This window comes from Leisingera aquaemixtae, from assembly GCF_019801145.1.
Lineage (GTDB): Bacteria > Pseudomonadota > Alphaproteobacteria > Rhodobacterales > Rhodobacteraceae > Leisingera > Leisingera aquaemixtae_A.
Genome location: NZ_JAHVJQ010000011.1, coordinates 67,920 through 84,535, shown reverse-complemented (window position 1 = coordinate 84,535; position 16,616 = coordinate 67,920). Strand labels below are relative to the sequence as shown.

14 protein-coding genes are annotated in these 16,616 nt (G+C 67.4%); 4 read left to right on the top strand and 10 right to left on the bottom strand.

Annotated features, from left to right (window positions below; genetic code table 11):
• Positions 1 to 42 precede the first annotated feature (42 nt).
• Genes KUW17_RS20140 through KUW17_RS20130 form a run of 3 tightly spaced genes read right to left on the bottom strand, consistent with a single transcriptional unit; the run spans position 43 to position 4,152 of the window.
• Complete coding sequence (locus KUW17_RS20140) at positions 43 to 1,458, bottom strand: polysaccharide biosynthesis/export family protein (RefSeq protein WP_261397314.1); 1,416 nt, start codon at positions 1,456 to 1,458, stop codon at positions 43 to 45.
• Positions 1,448 to 2,089, bottom strand: coding sequence for a YjbF family lipoprotein (locus KUW17_RS20135; RefSeq protein WP_261397313.1), 642 nt, complete (start codon positions 2,087 to 2,089; stop codon positions 1,448 to 1,450). The genes KUW17_RS20140 and KUW17_RS20135 overlap by 11 nt, the downstream gene beginning before the upstream one ends.
• Positions 2,086 to 4,152, bottom strand: a complete 2,067-nt coding sequence (locus tag KUW17_RS20130) for a YjbH domain-containing protein (RefSeq protein ID WP_222482098.1) — start codon at positions 4,150 to 4,152, stop codon at positions 2,086 to 2,088. The genes KUW17_RS20135 and KUW17_RS20130 overlap by 4 nt, the downstream gene beginning before the upstream one ends.
• 369 nt (positions 4,153 to 4,521) lie before the next feature.
• Between KUW17_RS20130 and KUW17_RS20125 the strand changes: the two genes are divergently transcribed.
• Complete coding sequence (locus KUW17_RS20125; protein WP_222482097.1) at positions 4,522 to 4,827, top strand: hypothetical protein; 306 nt, start codon at positions 4,522 to 4,524, stop codon at positions 4,825 to 4,827.
• A gap of 32 nt (positions 4,828 to 4,859) precedes the next feature.
• Here KUW17_RS20125 and KUW17_RS20120 read toward each other — a convergent pair whose 3' ends face one another.
• From KUW17_RS20120 to xrtE, 6 genes are all read right to left on the bottom strand, one after another.
• A complete protein-coding gene (locus KUW17_RS20120) occupies positions 4,860 to 7,004 on the bottom strand; it encodes a polysaccharide biosynthesis tyrosine autokinase (RefSeq protein WP_222482096.1) in 2,145 nt (714 codons plus the stop codon).
• Between the two features lie 105 nt (positions 7,005 to 7,109).
• Positions 7,110 to 7,766, bottom strand: coding sequence for a sugar transferase (locus tag KUW17_RS20115; protein ID WP_409996785.1), 657 nt, complete (start codon positions 7,764 to 7,766; stop codon positions 7,110 to 7,112).
• A 194-nt stretch (positions 7,767 to 7,960) separates the two neighbouring features.
• On the bottom strand, positions 7,961 to 8,224 hold the full coding sequence (locus tag KUW17_RS20110; RefSeq protein ID WP_222482094.1) for a VPEID-CTERM sorting domain-containing protein: 264 nt from the start codon (positions 8,222 to 8,224) through the stop codon (positions 7,961 to 7,963).
• A 199-nt stretch (positions 8,225 to 8,423) separates the two neighbouring features.
• Entirely contained in the window at positions 8,424 to 9,155 is a 732-nt protein-coding gene (locus tag KUW17_RS20105; protein WP_315899414.1) for a metallophosphoesterase, read from the bottom strand.
• A gap of 124 nt (positions 9,156 to 9,279) precedes the next feature.
• The gene (locus tag KUW17_RS20100; protein ID WP_222482093.1) at positions 9,280 to 9,789 is read right to left on the bottom strand and encodes a hypothetical protein; all 510 of its coding nucleotides are present in this window, start codon (positions 9,787 to 9,789) and stop codon (positions 9,280 to 9,282) included.
• 187 nt (positions 9,790 to 9,976) lie between these two features.
• On the bottom strand, positions 9,977 to 11,515 hold the full coding sequence (gene xrtE / locus KUW17_RS20095; protein WP_261397312.1) for an exosortase E/protease, VPEID-CTERM system: 1,539 nt from the start codon (positions 11,513 to 11,515) through the stop codon (positions 9,977 to 9,979).
• A 606-nt stretch (positions 11,516 to 12,121) separates the two neighbouring features.
• Between xrtE and KUW17_RS20090 the strand changes: the two genes are divergently transcribed.
• Positions 12,122 to 12,385, top strand: coding sequence for a hypothetical protein (locus KUW17_RS20090; protein WP_222482092.1), 264 nt, complete (start codon positions 12,122 to 12,124; stop codon positions 12,383 to 12,385).
• Entirely contained in the window at positions 12,385 to 14,211 is a 1,827-nt protein-coding gene (locus KUW17_RS20085; protein WP_222482091.1) for a hypothetical protein, read from the top strand. The genes KUW17_RS20090 and KUW17_RS20085 overlap by 1 nt, the downstream gene beginning before the upstream one ends.
• A gap of 152 nt (positions 14,212 to 14,363) precedes the next feature.
• Here KUW17_RS20085 and KUW17_RS20080 read toward each other — a convergent pair whose 3' ends face one another.
• On the bottom strand, positions 14,364 to 15,452 hold the full coding sequence (locus KUW17_RS20080) for a glycosyltransferase (RefSeq protein ID WP_315899413.1): 1,089 nt from the start codon (positions 15,450 to 15,452) through the stop codon (positions 14,364 to 14,366).
• A gap of 136 nt (positions 15,453 to 15,588) precedes the next feature.
• Between KUW17_RS20080 and KUW17_RS20075 the strand changes: the two genes are divergently transcribed.
• Positions 15,589 to 16,590 (top strand): NAD-dependent epimerase/dehydratase family protein, encoded by a 1,002-nt coding sequence (locus KUW17_RS20075; RefSeq protein ID WP_222482089.1) that lies wholly within the window; start codon positions 15,589 to 15,591, stop codon positions 16,588 to 16,590.
• Positions 16,591 to 16,616 lie beyond the last annotated feature (26 nt).

The window sequence follows — 16,616 nt, the reverse complement described above, 5'->3', positions numbered from 1 at the left end:
CAGGCCGGTTCCCGGCCCAGGCCGCTGCTTTGCAGGGAGATCTCAGTCCGCAATCGCATTGACCGGCGCGGTGATCAGCGAGGGGGTGATCTGGTCGATGGTGCGGCCCCAGCGGGTCACCGGGTTCTCGGCCACGAACACGACATCGCCGGGGCGCAGCTCGAACCGGGCCGCCAGCGGCAGATGCGCGGCGTTGCGCACGTCCAGGTGCCAGGCGGTCACCGCGCCGAACTCGCGGATATCCTCCGAGGCGCGCAGCACATAGACTTCCGAGGCGTCGCCGGTCTCCTTGGCGATGCCGCCGCCGGTGTCGAACAGCGCATCCGCCAGCGTCGCCTTGCGCCCGAACGGCAGCGTGTAGCGGCCCTGGGTGCGGACCTCGCCGCTGAGGTAGACGTAATCCCGCTCCACCGCGTCCAGCTCCACCGCCTGGGTGAAGTTTTCCCGCCGCTCATTGAGGTCGGCGCGGCGCAGCGTCAGCGCCGCGGTCAGCTCGTCGATTGCGGCGCGGCGGCCGGCCAGGGTGGTCTGCTGCAGCTGGATCTGCTGGGCGAAATAGCGCTCGGCGCGGCCAAGGTCGTAATCGGTGTCCACAAACACCGAGTCATCCGCCAGCAGGATGAGGCGCTGCAGCTCGGAGCGGGCATAGAGATCCTCGAGCGGGATCTGGTACATGGCGCCATCGCGGTAGATCCGCACCGAGCTGGTGTCGATATCCCCCACCGAGACCGAGCCCGCCGCCGCCAGCGCCTCGCCCAGGGTGAGCGGCGTCAGGGTGATGGGATAGACGCCGGGCTTGCCGACGGCGCCGCCGACCGAGACCCGGCGGGAATTGAACTCGGCAACCTCGAGGCTGAAGGTCGGATCGATCTGGCTTTCCACCAGCCGCTGGAACAGCAGCGCCTCAGCCTCGTCCACGGTGAGCCCCGCGATGCGCACCCGGCCCACGTCCGGGATGTTGATCGAGCCGTCATCCTGCACCGTGTAGCCGTTGCGGCTGTTCTGCGCCGCCAGCAGCCCCGACAGCTCGGCCACGGTGCCTTGCGTCGACGGCGTGGACAGCACCACCACATCGCCGGTGCCGATGGTATAGGGGCCGGGATCGGCGGCAGGCGGCGGGTCCAGCCGCAGCCCCTGGCGGCCGCCGTCCTGGGTCGAGGGCGCCTCGGGCAGGGTGCCCAGCCCCCGCGGGCTGGCGCCGGCGCCGGAGCCTGCGGAGACCTGGAACACGGCCGGAAGCGCCTTGGGCTGATAGGCGGCGCGGTTGGCCACCAGCACGGTTTCCGGCGTCATCGCCACCACCCGGACCTTGCCGGTGTCCGACACGCCGGCCTTGACCGCGGGGCTGCGGTAGATCGTGGAGCAGCCGGCGGCCAGTGCAGCCAGGGCCAGGGCGCTGAGGGCGATGGAAATGCGGCGCACGGTGCGTCCTCCAATAAGCTTAATGTCAAATATCATCCGGCACCGCCTTCATGAACAGGTTGCCAAGGAAGCCGCCGGTCCACTGCGAGGATTGCACGACCGCGGGGGCGCCCTGCCGTATCCAATAGGTATTTGTGAAGCTTTCCGCCACCCCGTGGCAGCGCTCCTCCAGCTTCTGCACCGGCACCGGCACCCCGCGCAGGAAGACCTCCTCCGGCCCGAGGCGCGCCACCTCGCACCTGTAGGCGTGCAGCTCGATCTGGTCGTTGCCGTTCAGGAAGCTGTGGAACCGCTCCGCCCTGCCCGCCTGCCCGGCCAGCACCAGAGCCGCGCTTTGCTGCACATCGGAGGCCGCCAGGCCGGAGCCGAAGCCCTTGGCCGAGGTCAGGAACCCCTGTTTGAGGGTGATGGTGGCGCCATCGGCGGTGAGCCAGGTCTGCACGCCCGCGCGCTCGGTCTCCAGGAGCATGACACCGCTCAGATCGCGGCTCGGGAACCCCACCTCCAGCCGCGGCGGGATCGGCCGGATGGAGGCCAGCGCCGAGGCGCGCGGGTGGAACCGGGGCGCCTCGGGCAGCAGCGCGCCGCGCAGCAGATCAAGCTCGTCCTGCGCCTCGCCGCAGGAGAGGAGCAGCAGGGTGAGCAGGGCGGTGCAGAGCCGTTTCATCGCATGAACCTCCCCCATCCCCTGACCAGCTGCTGGGCGCGCGCCTCGCGGGTGACGCCATAAAGCCGGTTGCGCACGTTGAGCCGGGCGCCGCCATCGCGCAGCACCGGCCGGATCACCTGCGCCAGCCGGTCGCGCGACGGGCGGCCGGTCAGCCAGGACACCGGAATCTCCAGCCGGATCCCCTTGTCGAAACTGCCCTCGCCGAAATCGCTGACCCCCACCGAGGTCAGGGTGAAGAAGGCGCCGACCTTGAAGCCGTTGGCAAATTCCCGGTCCAGCGTGAACGTGGCGCCGTAATCGCCGGCCAGGTAGCGGCCCGCGTCCGCCTGGATGTGATACTCCCCCGGCAGATCGTAATAGGCAGAGACATGGCCGGTGGCGGTGGCATAGTCCTGGAAGCCGAACAGCACATCGAAGTCGCGCTGCCGCACATAGTTCAGCTCCGCTCCCAGCGCCAGGCGGCTGTTGACCGGGAACCACAGCAGTTCCGCCGACAGGCCGCCGTACATGGTTTCCAGATAGCCCGCCGTGGTGCGGGCATAGAGGTCCGCCCCCGGCCGCCAGATGTATTCGGCGGTCAGATGCTCGATCCTCAGGTCGGATTCCTGCGCGTAAAGCCCCCAGTCCGAGCGCACCCGCTGGATCACCGAATTCGACTGGCGCTCGCCCTCATCCAGGGTGCCAGCCAACGGCTGGCGCAGCCCGGCGGACAGGGTCAGCCCGGGGGCAGCCGTGTAATCGAGCCCCAGCTGGGCGCCGACCTCGTAGCGGAAGGGCGCGTCCGGGTCGAAGAAGGATGCCTGCAGATAGGGGCCGAACCGGTAGCGGAAATGCGGATAGGCGCCGGCGGCGGTTCCGCCGCCGGCCAGCGCCAGGCTGTCGGAGACCTCGGCGCGGGCAAAGCTGCGCCAGGCGCCGTCGGGGTCATGCTCCAGCTCATAGAGATCCTGGCGGCGGATCCGCACCGCGCTGAGCGGCACCCCGTTTGCCATCAGCGCAATGTCGAAATCCTGCGTTCCGGCGGGCTGGGTATTGGCCAGCACCCGCGCGGTGCGGCCGAGGGCCTGGGCGGCCTGGCCGTAGCGGCCGTTTTCCACCCCGATGCGCAAGGCCTGCCCCGCGTCTTCCAGGTAGACCAGCCGCAGCCCCTCCTGCGCGAGGGCCTGCGCCAGCACCTGCCGGCGGCGGTCCGCGGGGGCGTCCGGAGGCAGGTTCCAGCTGGCCAGCGCCACCTGGTCAGCCGGCAGCAAGGGCGGCGGCGCCGCCCCCTGCCCGCCCGGCGCCACGCTCTGGCGCGGGTCGATGAAATAGCTGTAGGTGAAGCCTATGGTGCTTCCATACATGTAAGAGGCGGTCAGCTGCGACCCGTTCCTGAACCGGTACTGGGCGGCGAAGTTGAACGGGGAGCCGGCCTCGAAGCCGATCCGCTCCCGCTCCTGGGTGTAGAGATCCGGCGAATATTCCGCGAGCAGGGTCAGGCGGTCATTCCAGGCCCAGCTGGCGCCGCCGAAAAACGCGGCATCGCCGCGGAACCAATTGCCGAAATCGATCTGGCCGGTGGTTGAAATCCCCCCTGCATCCGCCTCCGGGCGGGTTTTGAAACGGCCGGACAGCACCCCCAGCGGGTTGGAGAAACTGCCCCGTCCGGCCATCCGCCCCCAGCCGATGCCGCCGGAGAGCTTCAGCCGCTCCCGGATGGTTTTGGTGGCCACCAGATATTCCGAGGCATAGATGCCGGTGCCGCCGAAGTCGCGCAGGCCCAGGGCCAGGGCCGGCGACCTGCGGCCTTCCTCGCGCAGCAGGAAATGCAGGTCGAAGCTGCGGTCATAACGGTTGCGGGCTTGCCCGTCGAAATCCTCGATCACCGCATAGCGGAAGCTACCATGCACCCAGGGCAGCATCTGGAAGGTCATGGTGGCCCGCAGGGTCCGGTCCAGCATGCCGCTGGTAAAGGCCAGGGTGCCATCGGGATACATCTCGGCGGTGGGCGTCTCGATCAGCCCCGGCGTGCCGTAATTCGAAGTGCTTTGCGCCTGGGCCAGGGCCGGAGAGGCAGCCATCAATGCTGCCCAAAGCAATTGCCGCCCCTGGAAAATCAATTCTCTCATACCGTCAAAAGTACTTCTGGCCTGCCGCCCCTTTACCCGTTTTCCGGCGGCCTGTCCCGCGGGCAGGAAAAAAGACCGGAAATGCCTGCCTGCTGTGGCGGATCTGCCTGTCTCTTTCCCGTTCTGAGGCGGCAAGGCAACCCTCGCCGGGGCAAACCGCCCGCTTGCGCAGCAGGCGCAGTTTCCCGCCGCCGGGAACGCGGCGGCCGGCAAAGGAAAATGCGGCTTCCGGTGCCGCGGATGCAGCTTTGCAGCGATGCGGCATTCTCAGAACCGGCCGGGCATGATAGTTTGGCACCGAATAGGTTTAGGAGATTGACGATGATCCGGATTGCCCTTTTGGCGCTGGCCCTGTCCGCAACCGGCGCGGCCGCCCAGACCGCCGCCTCCGCAAACGGTCAGGATGACTGTGAAGAAAACCAGGCCAATCACAAAGACAAGGACGAGTGCATTGCCGCCCTGCTGGACGCAGGAGAAGCCGCCGCCGCGGCGGAAGCGGAAGGCGTCACCGGCTTCGTGCCGCTGATTGCCCCGGCTCTGGGGGCCGCTGCTGCGGCGGCAGGGCTTGCAGCCGCGGCAGGCGGCGGTTCGACCCCCTCCACCACGAGCACCGTCAGCACCAACTGATCCGGCCATGGGCGCCAGCCGGGCCCGCTGCCTCAGCTTACGTAGTATTTCGAGCCGTAGTTGCCGTAACTGTAACCGTACTGCTTCATCTTGCGGGTGTTGATCTGGCTCAGGATCATCCCGGTCAGGCGCTGGTTGTCGGTCCGGAACAGCCGCAGGGTTTCCGCCAGATCCTGCTCGGCGGTGCCGTCCCACTTCACCGCCAGCAGCACCGCATCGGCGCTGCGGGCGATCAGCCGCGCATCCGACACCGCCAGCACCGGCGGCGTGTCGATCAGGATCACGTCATAACGCTGCCGCATCGCGTCCAGCAGCTCCCGGAACCGCTCCGAGGCAAACAGGTCGGCGGCATTGGCCGAAGTCTTTTCCCCCGCCAGGATATCGCAGCCCAACAGCGGGTCCTGGAAGATGGCGTCCTCTGCCGGGATATCTCCTGCCAGGACAGAGACAATGCCCTGCGGCGGCACCTGGCTCAGCTGGGCGGTCAGGGTCCGGCGCCGGATGTCGCCCTCGACCAGCAGCACCTTCTTGCCGATGCCGGTGAAGTTCTGCGCCAGCGCCAGCGCGTTGGTGGTCTTGCCCTCCCCCGGCAGCGAGGAGGTCATCACCACCACCTGCGGCGGCTGGTCGACATTGGACAGCATCAGCGAGGTGCGCAGGTTGCGCACCGCTTCCGCCGTTGCTGAAGACGGCTTGCCGGCCAGATACTCCAGCACCCTGCGGCGGCCGCTGGCCGGAAACACCGGGATCTGCCCCAGCACGCTGCAGCCGGTCTTGCGCTCCAGCTCCCGGGCGGAGCGGAACCCCTGCCGCCGCGCCTCCAGCAGCAGCACGCCGGCGCCCCCCAGCATCACCCCCAGGAGGCCGCTCATAGCGAGGATCAGGGATTTCCGCGGCGCCGAGGGCCGCAGCGGGATCACCGCCCGCGACAGCAGGCGGCTGTCGGCCTTCTGGATGCCCTCTTGGGCCGAGGTCTCCTTGAGGCGGGTCAGGAAGTACTCATAGAGCAGCCGCACCGCTTCCGCCTCCCGGCTGAGCTGCTGCAGGGTGATCAGATCCCCGCTCTGCCGGGCAAGCTGGCTCGACAGCTCCGCCTCCGACAGCACCAGCGTCTGCAGCTGCTGCGCGGCGCGGCGGGCCTCCAGCGCGGCGCGCGCCAGCAGCCGCTGGAACGCGGTGTCAAAGGCGGCCCCGCCCGCAGCCGTGCCGGCCTGGTCCAGCAGCCGCTGCAATTGCCGGTCCTGGGCGGCCTCCGCCTGCGCCGCGCGGGTCTCTGCGCCGCGCAGCCCGTCATAGCGCGCCTGCGCAGCCTCTGCCGCGGTCCCGGCCAGGGCAATGCGCTCGCGCAGGTCCTTCAGCTGCACCTCCTGCGCCTGCAGCGCCTCAGCCGAGATCAGCGCGGTGCCGGCGTTGAATTCACTGGCCCTGGCCTCGGCGTCTTCCAGCTCCGCTTTCAGCTCCGCCACCCGGCCGGTCAGCCAGGTTGTCGCCTGTTCGGTGGCGTCGAATTTCACCTCGATCTGGTTGAGAATGTAGAGCTCCACGATGGTATCGGCGATCAGCGCCGATTTGCGGGCGGATTCGCTCTCCGCAACAACTTGGAATACCAGGGTATTGGCAATATTGTGCACCGACACCTTGTCCAGCAGGGCCGAGACCACGCTGTCCCGGATCAGCTGCTGCACCAGCTCCTCCGGCAGCTTCTCGGCCGGGCGCTGCAGGCCCAAGAGCGATTTGATCCCCGATTTCACCCTCCAGACCAGAACCGACAGGGCAGACGGTTCAACCAGAGCTCCGTTGAACTCCGGATCCTCCACCAGGTTCAGCTTGTCCGCCACCTTGTCCATCAGCCCGCGGGACTGCAGCACCTCCAGCTCTGAATTGACCTCGGCGTAATCGCCCGACAAGCCGCTGACGACGCTTTGCAGATCAACCACGCTTTGCTGTTTGGTTTCCAGCATCACCACGGCGCTGGAGGTATAAACCGGCACCGCGACGGCAAAGGCATACACTCCGCCGATGAAAATGGCCGCCAGGGTTGCCAGCGCCATGATCCACTTGCCGCGCCACAGGGTGGCGGCCAGGGCGCCCAGATCGATGACATCGCCATCCTGCGCTTCTGCGGGCGCCGGGCGCTGGACCGGGAAAGAGACTTCATTCAAAGGCGTTTGTTTCATGGCTACCCGGTTACCGTCGTTAATGAAGCGCGCCTGCCGAACGCATCATATTCCGCATACACGGGGCAGCCTTCAGAAGAAAGGCCTGCGGCCCTGCGCCGGGGGTCAGCAGCCGGTCCTGCGCAGGATGACGGCCCCGGTCCGGGCGATGATCCAGAGATCGCGGGAGAAGCTGCGCCGGGCCAGATAGGCCGTATCCAGCGCCACCCGTTCGTCATAGCTGACAGCATTGCGGCCCGAGACCTGCCACAGCCCGGTGATCCCCGGCGTCTGGGCCCGGTAGGCGGCGGCGGCGCTGCCGTATCTGGCCAGCTCCGCGGCAACGACGGGGCGCGGGCCGACAAAGCTCATCTCGCCCTTCAGCACGTTCCAGATCTGCGGCAGCTCATCCAGGCTGGTCTTGCGCAGGACATGGCCCAGGCGGCTGATGCGCGGATCGTTGGCCAGCTTGTGGCCGCGGGCCCATTCCGCCGCCGCCTCGGGGCTGGAGTCCAGATGCGCCTGCAACTGCGCTTCGGCATCCGCCACCATGCTGCGGATCTTCCAGCAGGTGAACCGCCTGCCGTCCCGCCCCACCCGGGTATGGCCGAAGAAACCCGGCCCGCCGTCATGGCGCGCGACAGCCCATAACAGCAGGATCACCGGCGCCAGAACCGGCAGCAGCAGCAGCGCCAGCCCGAGATCGAACAGCCGCTTTCCCGCCCGGCCATAAAAGCCGGAACGCATCCGGCACAGGGGCAGGCTGGCGGCGGCGCCATTCATGGCAGAGGCGGTGAAGGCAAGATCATGCATCGTCAGCCCCCTGAGATTCAGTGCGTTTCAGCAAGGGGCCACACTTTTTATGAGCGCAATGCATCATGGATACACCCAAATCTAAATAAAACTTGAGTAATGTTTTCCAAATATTTGCGGCAGAAAAATGGCAGCGCCCGGAAGCCTCGTGCCCTGACCCTGCGTCAGGCCCGCCGCCGCCGGTTCACTTCCCAGGCCAGCGCCAGGGCCGCCGCAACCGCCGCAACTGCCAGCAGGCCCGCGCTTGCATCGATTTCCGGCACCCCATGCGGGTTGCCGACGCCGTTGTTCCAGCCGTTGCCGCCGGAGTTGCCATTGCCGGTGCCCCAGCCGCCATTGCCATTGCCCCGGCCAGCGGCAAAGGCCGCGGACAGGGTCATGCAGCTGGTGAAAACCGCGGTGCCGGCAGCGGTCAGAAGAGATTTCATTGCTTTGGCCTCAAAAGGTTGAGTTACAATTGCCTTCCGGCAACCGTTAGCATTTTCCCGGCCCGGGCACAATTTCCGGAGCCGCCCGGACGTGTTTCTGCCGCCCGGCTGTCTCCGGGATGCACCGCACAGGGCGCTGCAGGCCTGGCCAGTCAGAAGACCTGCCAGGCCAGTGGCGGGAAATTGGCAGGGCCTGCCCCTAGAGGCGCACCTGCAGGAACCGCGGCGCGCCGCCGTCCAGGCAGACCGCCGACAGCACCCCGCTGGCATAGGCGCCGGTGTCGATGGCAATCCGGCCCTGCTCTGCTGCGGGCCTGCTGACGATGGTGTGCCCGTGCACCACCCAGATGCCGTCGCGGCGCGGGGTGCGGAAAAACTCCGGGTGCCCCCACATCAGCACCTCCTCCGGCTGCGCATCGGGCGCCGCCCGCGGGTCCGCCCCGGCATGCACCATCAGCACATTGCCCGACAGCGCCGAGGTCTTCAGCCCGGCCACCCAGGCAATCAGCCCCTCCCCCATCGCCGCCTGCAGCTGGCCGCGGCAATCGCGCAGTTCCGCTGCCGTCATCTGCGGCCGCACCCCGCAGATGCCGAAGGAGGCCAGCGTCTGCAGCCCGCCATTGCGGAGCCAGACTCCGCCCGCACGGACCGGATCACGCAAAAAGTCCAGCAGCATGGCCTCGTGATTGCCCATCAGGCAGGTCAGATCCGGGCGCGCGCTAAGGCAGCGCAGCACCTCCGCGCTGTTCTCGCCGCGGTCGGTATAATCGCCCGCCAGCACGATCCGGTGGCCCCGCGGCACCTGCGCCAGCATATGCTCCAGCAGCTCCAGGCAGCCATGCACGTCGCCGATCACGCACAGCGGCACCGCCGGCGCCGGATCCGCAAACCGGGCTCCCGGCCAGAACCTGTTGAACAAGGATGACAGCACGGATGCCAGGCCTCCCGGCGGCCCCCCCCCCGATGCAGCGAACTCCCGGCGCGGGGCCGCGCGCCGGGGCAAATGCCGTCAGACGGTGATAGCCGCCCGCCCGCCGCGGGGCAAGCGCGGCGGCTCAGGCGCTGCGGCAGGCCGGCACCCCCATGCGGATGATCTCGCTGCCCTTGATCTTGTGCACCCCGGAAACCCGGTTGCGCCCCTCCGCCATGAACCAGGCCTTCAAGGGCGCCGGGTAGTACTGCGCCATCACCCGGCTGAAATAGTCGAACTTTTCCTGTGTCAGGCGGCGGCCGCCGCGCGAGGGGCCGTGGAAGCCGAAGGTGGTGCCGGGATCGACGCAGGCGCCGGGCAGGCCGAGGAACATGGTGCAGGTGGAGTAGCAGACCTTGCCGCGGATCTCGACCCGCACCCCGCGCTTCTGCAGGTTGCTGAGCTCGATCAGCCGGTCATGCAGATAGCCGCCGCGGTCGCTGCCCACCACATAGGTCTGCTGGGCGGCGGCGGCCGCGGGCTGCAGCGCGGCAAGTGCCAGAGCCGCGGCGGCGGCCTTTGCGGCGGTGCGGAAGGCGGAACCGGCGTGTCCTGCGAAGGCAGCCGCCGAAAATACGTTGTTCAGTGCCGGCATGGTCGGATCTCCAATGCAAAAACTGGCGTTGGAGATTAAGTAGGCAAACCCTGGGCGCGGACCGCGGTCAGGATGTGGCAAAAATTAGCACATTATCAACACTTTAGAGCGCATGTTAGGAAAATTTTAAGAGATTGCGCCAGCCTGAGCCGGACGCAGCCGGCCGGCCCGGAGGGTCCGGAACCGCTCAGATCAGGCCGAAGTCCCCAGCGGCGAGGGCCGCGGCGGCAATGACGGCGTTGGCCAGCATATGCGCCTGCACCGCGCCGCCGGGGCGGCGGCTGCGCAGATACAGCAGCCCGAAGGCCGCCCCCGCCAAGGCGCCTGCCAGCCAGCGGTCGTGCAGCGCCGCAAACAGCAGGCTGCTGACTGCCAGCCCGGCCAGCGCCCGCCAGGGCGCCGCCGCGGGGCTTCCGGCGATGCGCTCCAGCACATAGGCGCGGAAGAACAGCTCTTCGATCACCGGCACCAGCAGCACCGTGCCCAGGAGGCGGCAGGCAATCCAGAACGGATCGGGCGCCCCGGCGGCGGCGGCGGCCTCCGGGGCGGTCCAGAGCCACAGCGCCGCCACCGCGCCGCCGGTAAGCCAGTCCAGCGGCCCGGCCTGCCATTTGAAGGTCTTCAGCGCAGGCCAGAACAGCGCCAGCCCCAGCAGCATCGCCGCCACCCGCAGCGGGTAGCCATCGGCGGGGGTCTCCCAGATCAGCGGGGTGAGCGTGCCGCTGATCATGAACAGGATGAAGGGCACGATCCTGGCAAACAGCGGATCCGCGGCCAGGGGCGGGCCTGTCCGGGCGGCGGGGCCGGCGGTCCTTTCATGGAAGAAATCCATGTTGTGGACGATGGCCAGAACCCCAAAGGCCAGCAGCGAGAACAGAAGCCAGCCGGCATAGGAATGAAACCCGTCCACCGCCAGCTTGGGCGAGACATTGGCCCCCAGCCAGATCAGCACGGAAATGCGGAGGACATTGAAAACCCAGCTCAGTAAAACGGCGATGGGGAACAGCAAAAGCCAATACGGTTTCATGCGCAGGGTGCCAACGGAGAGCAGGGCATAGCCAGCCACGAAGAGGGCAATCAAAGCAATGCCTTCGATGCCGGAGCATGTATTTCCAACCTGAACGGCAAAGTCGTTCAGGGCAAAGATGCGTTCTTCCGGCAAGCTCGTGACCTCTGCATGGAATAGCAGCAGAACATGGCCAACGGCAGCAAAGGTAAGCCAGGTCAAAACCTGATTGCCGCCCCAAAGGAAACTTGCCGCATCGGTAAATTCCGGCAGCGCAAAAATGGCCGCCAGAGTGAGCGGCAAGAACAATCCGTTCCCGAACAGCCATTGCCGCCAAGCCCTGAGCGGCATGAGCCACAGCATTGCCCCCAGGGCTGCGCAAAGGGCGCCCAGCAGCAAAGCAGGCGCCACCTTGGAAAATTGGGCCTCCAAATCCGTGAACGGGATCCACCAGAGCGGCACAAATATCATGGCCAAACCGCTGAAATGCAGCAAGGCGGCTTTCTGGCTTGCAAAGGAGGCCGCTGCCGGGCCGGACCGGGCCGCTTGCCAGAGCGACGGCTTCAGCGCAGCCGCAGATGCCAGGGCAAGGCCCACGTAAATGACCCGGCGTGGCAAGAGGACCATCCAGAAGCACAGGCCAGGCACCGTGGTTTCCGCGCAGGAGAAATCCTCTCTGTAGGGCAAAACAGATTGAATGGCATGCACTTCGGCCAGCATCACGATCACAAAAACCGCAAGCCGGAATATGAGCGGCCTTGAAGACATCGCCTGCAGCACACGCCTCTCCCCAAGGACAGCTTGCAATATGGCCTCTGAAAAGCGGGATATGAACATGCCTTCAGCCCTGTCGGAGATGCTCTTTCTCAAGCAAGGCGGCCGCATGCTCAAGGGGGTCCACCAAACCCCTGCCGTTGGCATCTGCCACCCAGCAGAAAGCCTCGATGCTACCCGCCCCGCCCTGGAGGTTTGCAAATGATATTACCGGCATGCCTGCTCCGCCTCTTTCTCCTCACAGTACCAGATAGCAGACAGACATCTATAGATGCGATCTGGATATCAGGAAGCGGTCAGATACCGGGTGGCGCCAGCCAAGGCGGTTCCCCGTTCAGGTGCGGCGCCCTGTCCGCTCTTGGCCAATGCCAAACAGCTCCCGGATAGCTAGGGAAGAGACCGTTCTTTGCACAAGCCTCTCAAAGCGTTGCGGCAGAAGGCCATCCGGCGCACGCCCGGTTGTTCCAGCCTTAACCCGGATATCCCACCATTCAGCCATCGGAGGAATCGGGACGCACGTTTCATCAAGCCTGCCATTTCAGGAGTACGCAAATGCCTCAAACCGATCCGTTCGCCAGCCACCGCCGCGGGTTTGAAAGCCCGGCTGCAACCCACTTCGCCATCACTCCCCAAGATGGCACCGACCTGCCGGTGCGGCCGCGGGTGCTGCGGGTTGTCTCGGGCGGCGACCTGGCGCTCCGGGATGCCGCGGGAACCATCATTGTCTATCCGGTCGCCTCCGGCGAGACATTTGCCTTCTCGGCGGCCGGAGTCGAAGCAACCGGCACAACGGCAACCGTCGCGGGGTGGTACTGATGCTGGGCGCCGGCCTTTCAATGACGGGTGAGGCCGTGCAGGGCCGCAGGCCGCCGCCTGCCCCCCTGATCGACCTGGACTTCCGGCAGGACCGCTACTTTCAGGCGGGTGCTGCCAGGAGCTTTGACGAGATGTTCGCCTACAGCGGCACCGGCCTGCGCACCTTCACCGGCGAGACCGGGCAGCTGGTCTGGGCGGCGCATAACCTGCTGGCCCATTCCGGGGATCTGACGCAGGGCGCCGCAAGCGGCGCGTCGGTGTCAGCGACTCGGCTCACGGCCGCGGCAGGCACAGGCGCAAGGGCGCCCGAGGCGCTGCGGGCAGGGGTGGCGCTGCCGGATGCGGGCACCTATACCTACGCGGCCCATGTCCGGCAGGTGAACCTGCGCTACCTTGCCATGGCAACCGCGGGCTACGGCGCCGGAGCAGACGGCGTTTCCCTTTTCGACCTGCAGGACGGGGCGGTTGCCAGCCAGGGCAATGGCCATCTTGCGCAAATCCAGCTGCTGGCCGGCGGCAGCTTCATCTGCAGCATTGCTTTCGCCATGGATGAATCCGCGCCGGCCGGCACGCTGAGTGCGGGCGTATCAGAAAGCGCGGCAGCGCATCTGGTGACGGATCCGGACGGCACCGAGGCGATGGATATTCTGGCGCAATGGCTCTACCGCTCCGATCTCGGCGGCATGGCGGACAACCCGGACAACGCCCTGGGGGCAGGGTTCGAGACCTATGTCCCGTCCAGTGCCTCACCGGCCTTCAAGGCGCGCCGCAACGCGTATGAAAACGGGGCGCCGGCAGGGATTAAGATCGAAAGCAGCGCCGCCGCGAACCTGTTGCGGCACACCAACGCGCCGGCGGGGAACTGGGCCTCTCCCAACAGCACCCTGGAGGAGGTGCCCGGCGGGTTCGTCCGGATAACTTCGAATGGCACAGGCGGCTTCCCCAGAGCCGAAAGAGGGGACGTCGGCGGCGGCGCAGGCGTGTATACCGCGCAGGTCGAGGTGCGTGCGGGCAACAGCGGCGGGTTTACCTTCAGGGCTTTTGGCACCGGGTTCAGCGGCGGCAACGATTCCGTCGCCTACCGCTTTGATTTCAGCACTGAGACATTCACCAAACTGGCGGCCGCCCCGGCCCTCTTTCCCCCGGTGGCGAAGCTGGTATCCCCCGGTGTCTACAGGCTGGCAATGACGTTCACCGCCGGAACAGTAGCGTCCTTCAACATGTATCCTGTCTGGAATGATGCAACTCCGGGCATGTATGCGGACTTCCGCCGCCCCCAGCTTGAACCGGGAGACACCCCCTCCTCCTTCATCCCCACGGCAGGCAGCCCGGCCGCCCGCGCGGCGGAGACGCTGGCCGTCCGCACCTCTGTGCTGCCTGCAGCCATGCCGGAAGCGGTGTCGTTCGCCGTGGATGGCCGCATGAGTCTTGCAGACACCGGATCCGGTGCAGCAGCCCGGTTCTTCGACTGGCAGGCTGATCAGGGCAGCTTCCTCCGTGCGGATCTGAGCGCCGGCAGCCCGGCAACCGGCCGGATCCAGGTTTTCAGCGAACAGTCCGGTGCCGCCAGCACGGCCAGCGGCGCAGCATCCGCCTATGCGCCCGGGACCGAGGCCGCTGTCAGCTTTGCCGCCCGCCACCAGGCGGCGCTTCTGGAGCTGGCAGAGAAAGGGAAGACCTTCCCCGCCTCGCCCGCGCCATCCGCGCTGCCGGTCCTGGCGGCAGCCGGTATCGGCCTGGCACCGGTGTTCAACGGCAGCCTTGGCCGCTTCCGCATGTGGGACCGCGATCTTGGCAGCCCCGGCATTGAGCGGATGACCGCATGAGCAGCAGCCTGGCGCCGCAATTTGCCGCTCACGGCGGCCAGGCCCAGCTTTCCTGGGCAGCGGGCGCAGATACCAGATAGCTATCGGATGTCCTTTCGGATGCCGGAGCCCTGCAAATGTGCATGCCCCGCACCCCTGCCCTGCCTTCGTTCTCAGCCTTCGCGGCTCAGCTCCAGCACCCGCGCATGGCGCACCGCGGTGCGGCGCAGGATTCCGTCGCGCAGCGCATGGGCCAGGAGCCGCAGGAAGACGCGGCGCGCGCCCGGGTGCTGACGCGCCTTCGTCAGCCATTTCGGCACGATCACCAGGAGCACCGGCCAGAACAGCCAGCCCGCCGCCATCCGGTACAAGAGCAACAGGTTGCGGTGGTAGTAATAGGCCTTCCACAGCGGCACGAAGCGGCCGCGCTGCGCCGCATCCGCCTTTTGCGGGTCCGCGCCCCCGGCCCGGAAGGTCGACAGGTCATGCTCGAAGCGCACCGAGGGCTCAAAGCCGATGCGGCCGCCCGCCTTGGTCAGCCCCAGGGTATAGAGCCCGTCATCGCCGTAGATGAACAGCTCCGGGTCCGGGTAGCCGGTGCGCCGCACCGCCTCCGCGGAGATGAAGAAGCCCACGAAAGAGGTGACATCGATCTGCATCCCCGGCCCCTCGTAATCCGAGGGCTGCACGTGAAAGCCGGAGCGGCCGCCCCCGAACAGGGTGCGCAGGAACTCGCGGGCATGCCAGAACGGGTTGCGCGAGGGCCGGTTCATCTCGCAGATGCGGCCGTCGGGGAAATAGACCGCCGCCGCCACCGCATCCCAGCCGCCGCCGGTTTCCCGGTCCGCCTGCCGGTGCATGGCCAGCGCGCGGAAGGCCGCGAGCCCGCCCGGCGCCGGCCGCCCGTCGTCATCCATCACCACCAGCCAGTCCGGGCCATGCGCCTCCATCGCCCGGCGCATGCCCATCTCGAACCCGCCGGCGCCGCCGCGGTTTTCCGCACTGCTGCAGATGTCGAGCCGCGGATCGGCCTGCGCCGCCAGCCAGGCGCCGGTGCCGTCGGAGGAGGCATTGTCGGCCACCACCACCGCCGCGAGCTCATGCGCGGGGCTCTCCAGCAGCCGCGCCAGCGTCGCCTTGAGCTTGTCCAGCCGGTTGTGGGTCACCACCACCGCCACCAGCCGGCCCGCCCCCTGCCCAGTCCCATGTCCGGTGCCCGCCGGGTCTGCCGCAGCTGTGCCGATTGCCTGTGCTGTGTTCACCCGGGGCTCCTTGCCTGTCTGATGGAATCTGATGCGGCCTGCGCGGCTCCGAAAGCTCATAAATCCCGGCCCCTGTCAAATCCATTGCCGCGGCAAAGGGTTTGACAGGGCGGCAGGAAGCCGCCACCTAAAGGGCATGCAGACAGCTCTCATCACCGGCTCGGCCGGCTTCATCGGATATCACCTGGCAGCGCGGCTGCTGGCGGCAGGCTGGCGGGTCATCGGGCTGGACTGCCTGTCGCCCTACTACGACGTGGCGCTGAAGGAGCGCCGCCACGGCATGCTGGCGCAGACCCCGGGCTTCACCCCGGTGATCGGCAAGCTGGAGGACCCCGGCCTGCTGATGCAGCTGTTCGAGGCGCACCAGCCGGATGCGGTGATCCACCTGGCCGCCCAGGCCGGGGTGCGCCATTCGATCGACGCGCCGCGCGACTATCTGGAGGCCAATCTGATCGGCACCTTCGAGCTGCTGGAAGCGGCCCGCGCGCATCCGCCGCAGCACCTGCTGATGGCCTCCACCTCCTCGGCCTACGGCGCCAGCACCGAGATGCCGTTCGGAGAGCGCCAGCAGGCCGACCACCAGATGTCCTTTTATGCCGCCACCAAGAAGGCCAACGAGTCGATGGCGCATTCCTATGCCCATCTCTACGGGCTTCCCACCACCATGTTCCGCTTCTTCACCGTCTACGGCCCCTGGGGGCGACCCGACATGGCGCTGTTCAAATTCACCAGGGCGATGCTGGCGGGGGAGCCCATCGACGTCTACAACCACGGCCGGATGAGCCGCGATTTCACCTATATCGACGATCTGGTCAGCGGCATCACCGGCCTTATCGCCGCGGTGCCGGGCACAGAGCCGGTCTCGGACCAGGACAGCCTCAGCCCGGTGGCGCCGTTCCGGGTGGTCAATATCGGCGCCAGCAAGCCGACCCCGCTGATGGAGTACATCGCCGCACTGGAGGCGGCGCTGGGGTGCGAAGCGCAGAAGAACATGATGGAGATGCAGGCCGGCGACGTGCCTGCCACCTGGGCCGACACCCGCCTGCTGACCGAGCTCACCGGCTATCAGCCGCAGGTCGGCGTCACCGAGGGCGTGGCCCGGTTTGCCGCCTGGTACCGGGAGTATTACCGCATCTGAGCCGCCGCCCGGCCCTGGTCCGGAAG

Excerpts from the sequence above, each read along its gene's own strand:
- KUW17_RS20125 (WP_222482097.1), top strand. The coding sequence starts at position 4,522 with ATGATCCGGATTGCCCTTTTGGCGCTGGCCCTGTCCGCAACCGGCGCG.
- KUW17_RS20110 (WP_222482094.1), bottom strand. The coding sequence starts at position 8,224 with ATGAAATCTCTTCTGACCGCTGCCGGCACCGCGGTTTTCACCAGCTGC.
- KUW17_RS20120 (WP_222482096.1), bottom strand. The coding sequence starts at position 7,004 with ATGAAACAAACGCCTTTGAATGAAGTCTCTTTCCCGGTCCAGCGCCCG.
- xrtE (WP_261397312.1), bottom strand. The coding sequence starts at position 11,515 with ATGCTGGCCGAAGTGCATGCCATTCAATCTGTTTTGCCCTACAGAGAG.
- KUW17_RS20135 (WP_261397313.1), bottom strand. The coding sequence starts at position 2,089 with ATGAAACGGCTCTGCACCGCCCTGCTCACCCTGCTGCTCCTCTCCTGC.
- KUW17_RS20130 (WP_222482098.1), bottom strand. The coding sequence starts at position 4,152 with ATGGCTGCCTCTCCGGCCCTGGCCCAGGCGCAAAGCACTTCGAATTAC.
- KUW17_RS20085 (WP_222482091.1), top strand. The coding sequence starts at position 12,385 with ATGCTGGGCGCCGGCCTTTCAATGACGGGTGAGGCCGTGCAGGGCCGC.
- KUW17_RS20075 (WP_222482089.1), top strand. The coding sequence starts at position 15,589 with ATGCAGACAGCTCTCATCACCGGCTCGGCCGGCTTCATCGGATATCAC.
- KUW17_RS20090 (WP_222482092.1), top strand. The coding sequence starts at position 12,122 with ATGCCTCAAACCGATCCGTTCGCCAGCCACCGCCGCGGGTTTGAAAGC.
- KUW17_RS20140 (WP_261397314.1), bottom strand. The coding sequence starts at position 1,458 with ATGATATTTGACATTAAGCTTATTGGAGGACGCACCGTGCGCCGCATT.
- KUW17_RS20115 (WP_409996785.1), bottom strand. The coding sequence starts at position 7,766 with ATGAATGGCGCCGCCGCCAGCCTGCCCCTGTGCCGGATGCGTTCCGGC.
- KUW17_RS20100 (WP_222482093.1), bottom strand. The coding sequence starts at position 9,789 with ATGCCGGCACTGAACAACGTATTTTCGGCGGCTGCCTTCGCAGGACAC.